The following is a 6,087-nucleotide window of genomic DNA, read 5'->3' on the forward strand; positions in this document are numbered from 1 at the left end:
GACCTGGGCTACACCGACCTGGGCTACACCATCCAGAGCGGCCCGCTGAAAAACGTCAGCGCCCGCTGGCGCAATGGCATGAGCAAAAGCAACTACCAACGCGACACCAACGAAAACCGCCTGGTCCTCAGTTACAGCGTCAAACTGTGGTAAGACGACATTGAAGATCGCAGGCTGCGCCAACTCCAACAAAGAGCTGGCATAGCCTGCGATCTTTCCATGTGCAAAATAGTATCAGTGCAAGTGCTACCAATGATTTGTCATCGCGTGTGTTGAGGGCTGTAATCAGCCTCAGATTCTTCCTACCTCCGGAAGACACAAAAACAATAACTGTCCTTCTGCTGCCCCCAGGGCTCAGAAGAGGAGTGCGCGATGAAACCCACTGTAAAAGCTCTGCTTGCCTGCACCTGCATGACCCTCAGCAGCGTCAGCCTTGGCGCACAAACCCTGACCATTGCCACCGTCAACAACAGCGACATGATCCGCATGCAAAAGCTCTCGAAAACCTTCGAGGCCGAGCACCCGGAGATCAAGCTCAATTGGGTGGTGCTGGAAGAAAACGTCCTGCGTCAGCGCCTGACCACCGACATCGCCACCCAGGGCGGCCAGTTCGATGTGTTGACCATCGGCATGTACGAAGCTGCACTGTGGGGCGCCAAGGGCTGGCTGGAACCGATGAAGGACCTCCCTGCCAGTTACGCGCTCGACGACGTCTTCCCTTCCGTGCGTGAAGGCCTGTCGGTCAAGGGCACGCTGTACGCCCTGCCGTTCTATGCCGAAAGCTCCATGACCTATTACCGCACCGACCTGTTCAAGGACGCAGGCCTGGCCATGCCCGAGCATCCGACCTGGGAGCAGATCGGCGAATTCGCTGGCAAACTCAACAAACCCGACCAGGAACAGTACGGTATCTGCCTGCGCGGCAAGACCGGCTGGGGCGAGAATATGGCGCTGATCRCCACCATCGCCAACGCCTACGGCGCACGCTGGTTCGATGAGAAGTGGCAGCCGGAATTCAGCGGTCCCGAGTGGAAGAACGCACTGAGCTTCTACGCCGACACCATGAAAAAGTCCGGCCCGCCGGGTGCTTCCAGCAACGGCTTCAATGAGAACCTCGCGCTGTTCAACAGCGGCAAGTGCGCGATCTGGGTCGACGCCAGCGTTGCCGGTTCGTTCGTCACCGACAAGACCCAAAGCAAAGTCAGCGACCACGTCGGCTTCACCTACGCGCCCCATCAAGTGACCGACAAAGGCTCGGCCTGGTTGTACTCCTGGGCACTGGCGATCCCCACCAGCTCCAAAGCCAAGGACGCGGCAAAAACCTTCAGTGCCTGGGCCACCTCCAAAGAGTACGGCGCGCTGGTGGCCGAGAAGGACGGTATCGCCAACGTGCCGCCTGGCACTCGCGCTTCGACCTACAGCGCGGCCTACATGAATGCCGCGCCGTTCGCCAAGGTCACGCTGGAATCGCTGAAGGTCGCCGATCCGGGCAAACCGACCCTCAAGCCGGTGCCCTATATCGGCATCCAGTTGGTGACCATTCCCGAGTTCCAGGCCGTTGGTACCCAGGTCGGCAAGCTGTTCTCCGCCGCGCTGATCGGCCAGACCACCGTCGACCAGGCCCTGGCGGCGGCCCAGCAAACCACCGAACGTGAAATGAAGCGCGCGGGTTATCCCAAGTAACCCGGAAACCCCTGTGGGAGCGAGCCTGCTCGCGATGAGGCCATGACATTCAACATCGATGTCGGCTGATCAATCGCCATCGTCGGATCGCCGCCCGGAGCAAGCTCGCTCCCACACTGGATCTTCATTTGCCTGTTCTCAATCGGTTGTGATCGCCATGAATACCTCGACTCTCAAAGCACAAATGGACATTCCGGCGCCGCTGCGTAAAAGCCGGCTGGCCAACCCGGGCTGGTTTCTGGTCAGCCCTTCGGTGGCGCTGTTGCTGCTATGGATGATCGTGCCGCTGGGCATGACCCTGTACTTTTCGCTGATCCGCTACAACTTGCTGTACCCCGGCGACAACGCGTTCGTCGGGCTGGAGAACTTCAGCTACTTCCTGACCGATTCGGGCTTCCTGCCGGGCGCCACCAATACCTTGTTGCTGGTCGGCAGCGTGCTGCTGATCAGCGTGGTGTTCGGCGTATTGATCAGCGCCTTGCTGGAGGCCAGTGAGTTTCTTGGCCGCGGCATCGTGCGAGTAATGTTGATCTCGCCGTTCTTCATCATGCCCACCGTCGGCGCGCTGATCTGGAAGAACCTGATTTTCCATCCGGTCTCGGGGATTCTCGCGGCCGTGTGGAAGCTCTTCGGCGCGCAACCGGTGGACTGGCTCGCGCACTATCCGTTGCTGTCGATCATCATCATTGTCTCGTGGCAATGGCTGCCCTTCGCGATCCTGATCCTGATGACCGCCATGCAATCCCTCGACCAGGAACAGAAAGAAGCGGCACGCCTGGATGGCGCCGGCCCCGTCGCGATCTTCTGGCACCTGACCCTGCCGCACCTGGCGCGACCGATTGCGGTGGTGGTGATGATCGAAACCATCTTCCTGCTCTCGGTGTTCGCCGAAATCTTCACCACCACCAACGGCGGCCCCGGCTACGCCTCGACCAACCTCGCGTACCTGATCTACAACCAGGCGCTGGTGCAGTTCGACGTCGGCATGGCCTCGGCCGGTGGCTTGATCGCGGTGGTGATTGCCAACATTGCGGCGATCATCCTGGTGCGGATGATCGGCAAAAACCTGACAGACAAAGCCTGAGGCCTGCCATGACTCTTCAACAAACCCGCCGCCTGCAAAGCCTGCTGCTGGGCACCCTGGCCTGGGCCATCGCGATCCTGATTTTCTTCCCGATCTTCTGGATGGTGCTGACCAGTTTCAAAACCGAGATCGACGCGTTCGCCACGCCGCCGCAGTTCATCTTCACGCCAACGCTGGAGAACTACCTGCACGTCAACGAGCGTAGCGGCTACTTCAGCTTCGCCTGGAACTCGGTAGTGATTTCGTTCAGCGCGACAGCGCTGTGCCTGCTGATCGCAGTGCCGGCGGCGTACTCGATGGCGTTCTACGAAACCCAGCGCACCAAGGGCACGCTGCTGTGGATGCTCTCGACCAAGATGCTGCCGCCGGTGGGCGTGCTGATGCCGATCTACCTGCTAGCCAAGAGTTTCGGCCTGYTCGATACGCGGATCGCGCTGATCATCATCTACACGCTGATCAACCTGCCGATTGTGGTCTGGATGATTTACACCTACTTCAAGGACATTCCCAAGGACATCCTCGAAGCGGCGCGACTGGACGGCGCCACACTGTGGCAGGAAATGGTCCGGGTGCTGCTGCCGATCGCCAAGGGCGGACTGGCATCGACCGTGTTGCTGTCGCTGATCCTGTGCTGGAACGAGGCGTTCTGGTCACTGAACCTCACCTCGTCGAAAGCCGCGCCATTGACTGCGTTGATCGCCTCGTACTCCAGTCCCGAAGGGTTGTTCTGGGCCAAGTTGTCGGCGGTCTCGACCCTGGCCTGCGCACCGATCCTGATCTTCGGCTGGATCAGCCAGAAACAACTGGTCCGCGGCCTGTCCTTTGGCGCCGTGAAATAACGCCCCTTTCGAATCATTAAAAGTGGAGGCCCGTCATGGCCCACCTGAAAATCAAAAATCTGCAAAAAGGTTTCGAAGGCTTTTCCATCATCAAAGGCATCGACCTTGAAGTGAATGACCGCGAGTTCGTGGTCTTCGTCGGCCCGTCCGGCTGCGGCAAATCGACCCTGCTGCGGCTGATCGCCGGGCTGGAAGAAGTCACTGCCGGCAGCATCGAACTGGACGGACGCGACATCACCGAAGTCAGCCCGGCCAAGCGTGACCTGGCGATGGTGTTCCAGACCTATGCCCTCTACCCGCACATGAGCGTGCGCAAGAACATGTCCTTCGCCCTCGACCTGGCCGGAGTGAACAAGGCCGAGGTAGAGAAAAAGGTCAACGAAGCGGCACGAATTCTCGAGCTCGGGCCGATGCTCGAACGCAAGCCGAAACAGCTCTCCGGTGGCCAACGCCAGCGCGTGGCGATCGGCCGGGCGATTGTGCGCAACCCGAAAATCTTCCTGTTCGATGAACCACTGTCCAACCTCGACGCCGCCCTGCGGGTACAGATGCGCCTGGAGCTGGCGCGACTGCATAAAGAACTGCAAGCAACGATGATCTACGTGACCCACGACCAGGTCGAAGCCATGACCCTGGCTGACAAAGTCGTCGTGCTCAACGGTGGTCGGATCGAACAGGTCGGCTCGCCGCTGGAGCTCTATCACCAGCCGGCCAACCTGTTTGTCGCAGGCTTTCTCGGCACCCCGAAAATGGGCTTTCTCAAGGGCAAGGTCACCCGTGTCGAACGCCAGAACTGCGAAGTGCTACTGGACGCCGGCACTCGCATCACATTGCCGCTGAGCGGTGCCAACCTGAGCATTGGCGGCGCGGTGACGCTGGGTATTCGTCCGGAACACCTGAACCTCGCGTTACCCGGCGACTGCACCTTGCAAGTCACCGCCGACGTCAGCGAACGCCTGGGCAGCGACACCTTCTGCCACGTTCTGACCGCCTCCGGTGAAGCGCTGACCATGCGCATTCGCGGCGATCTGGCGAGCCGTTATGGCGAACAACTGAGCCTGCATCTGGACGCCGAACACTGCCACTTATTCGATGCCAGCGGGGTGGCGGTGGCCAGACCGCTGCGTGCCGCTGCCTGATTGCCGAGACCCGACATGAAACTGAACAAGCCCAACCTTACCCGTCTGGCAGCTGAAGTGGCTCTGCCCGCCTACCCCCTGAGTGCGACTCGCCAGGGTATCGCACACATCGGCGTCGGCGGTTTCCATCGCGCCCATCAGGCCTATTACACCGATGCCTTGATGAACACTGGAGAAGGCCTGGACTGGAGCATCTGCGGCATCGGCCTGCGTGCCGAAGATCGCCGCGCCCGGGATGACCTGGCCAGCCAGGATTACCTGTTCACGCTGTTTGAGCTGGGCGACAGCGGCGACACCGAAGTACGGGTCATCGGTGCCATCAGCGACATGCTGCTGGCCGAAGACGGTACCCAGGCGCTGATCGATAAACTCGCCAGCCCGGGCATTCGCATCGTCTCGCTGACTATCACCGAGGGCGGTTATTGCATTGACGACAGCACGGGCGAGTTCATGGCCCAACTGCCACAGATCCAGCATGACCTGGCGCATCCGAACTCACCGAAAACCGTGTTCGGCTTCCTCTGTGCGGCCCTGGCCAAACGCCGCGCCGCCGGTATTCCAGCGTTCACCTTGATGTCCTGCGATAACCTGCCACACAACGGCGCGGTCACCCGTAAGGCGCTGCTGGCCTTCGCCGCCCTGCGCGATGCCGATCTGCGGGACTGGATCGCCACAAACGTCAGTTTCCCCAACGCCATGGTCGACCGCATCACCCCAATGACCAGCTCGGCTCACCGCTTGCACCTGCACGACGAACACGGCATCGACGATCTATGGCCAGTGGTCTGCGAACCCTTCGTGCAATGGGTGCTGGAAGACAACTTCGTCAACGGTCGTCCAGCCTGGGAAAAAGTCGGCGTGCAGTTCACCGACGACGTCACGCCTTACGAAGAGATGAAAATCAAACTGCTCAACGGCAGCCATCTGGCCCTGACTTACCTGGGCTTTCTCAAGGGCTATCGCTTCGTCCACGAAACCATGAACGATCCGCTGTTCGTGCGTTACATGCGCGCCTACATAGACCTGGACGTAACGCCGCAATTGGCGCCGGTGCCGGGCATTGACCTGACGCAGTACAAGAACACCCTGGTCGAACGATTCTCCAATCAGGCGATTGCCGATCAACTGGCGCGGGTATGCTCCGACGGCTCGTCGAAGTTTCCGAAATTCACCGTACCGACCATCAACCGCTTGATTGCCGATGGCCGCGAGACCCGACGTGCGGCGTTGGTGGTGGCAGCGTGGGCGATTTACTTGAAGGGCGTGGATGAGAATGGCGATACCTACTCGATTCCCGACCCGCGGGCGGAGTTCTGTCAGGCGCTGGTGGCCGATGATGCGT

At 60.3% G+C, this 6,087-nt stretch carries 6 protein-coding genes; all 6 read left to right on the forward strand.

Annotated features, from left to right (window positions below; genetic code table 11):
* Nucleotides 1-18: 18 nt before the first annotated feature.
* Entirely contained in the window at nucleotides 19-153 is a 135-nt protein-coding gene (locus AC1DH9_RS19305; RefSeq protein WP_477808602.1) for an OprD family outer membrane porin, read from the forward strand.
* 219 nt (nucleotides 154-372) lie between these two features.
* Nucleotides 373-1,683: an ABC transporter substrate-binding protein gene (locus AC1DH9_RS19310; RefSeq protein ID WP_477808599.1), complete on the forward strand. Its 1,311-nt coding sequence runs from the start codon at nucleotides 373-375 to the stop codon at nucleotides 1,681-1,683.
* Between the two features lie 157 nt (nucleotides 1,684-1,840).
* Nucleotides 1,841-2,767 carry a carbohydrate ABC transporter permease gene (locus AC1DH9_RS19315; RefSeq protein ID WP_427539956.1) on the forward strand — a complete coding sequence of 309 codons (927 nt, stop codon included), beginning with the start codon at nucleotides 1,841-1,843 and terminating at the stop codon, nucleotides 2,765-2,767.
* Between the two features lie 8 nt (nucleotides 2,768-2,775).
* Entirely contained in the window at nucleotides 2,776-3,606 is an 831-nt protein-coding gene (locus AC1DH9_RS19320) for a carbohydrate ABC transporter permease (RefSeq protein ID WP_477808600.1), read from the forward strand.
* Nucleotides 3,607-3,641: 35 nt separating this feature from the next.
* Complete coding sequence (locus tag AC1DH9_RS19325; protein ID WP_427539953.1) at nucleotides 3,642-4,745, forward strand: ABC transporter ATP-binding protein; 1,104 nt, start codon at nucleotides 3,642-3,644, stop codon at nucleotides 4,743-4,745.
* 15 nt (nucleotides 4,746-4,760) lie between these two features.
* On the forward strand, nucleotides 4,761-6,087 hold a 1,327-nt coding region (locus tag AC1DH9_RS19330), incomplete at its 3' end, for a mannitol dehydrogenase family protein (RefSeq protein ID WP_477808601.1).

This window comes from Pseudomonas sp. 05T35 (genome assembly GCF_056396605.1).

What these genes read in the sequence shown, in the direction of transcription:
- AC1DH9_RS19315 (WP_427539956.1), top strand. Translation starts at nt 1,841, where the DNA reads ATGAATACCTCGACTCTCAAAGCACAAATGGACATTCCGGCGCCGCTG.
- AC1DH9_RS19325 (WP_427539953.1), top strand. Translation starts at nt 3,642, where the DNA reads ATGGCCCACCTGAAAATCAAAAATCTGCAAAAAGGTTTCGAAGGCTTT.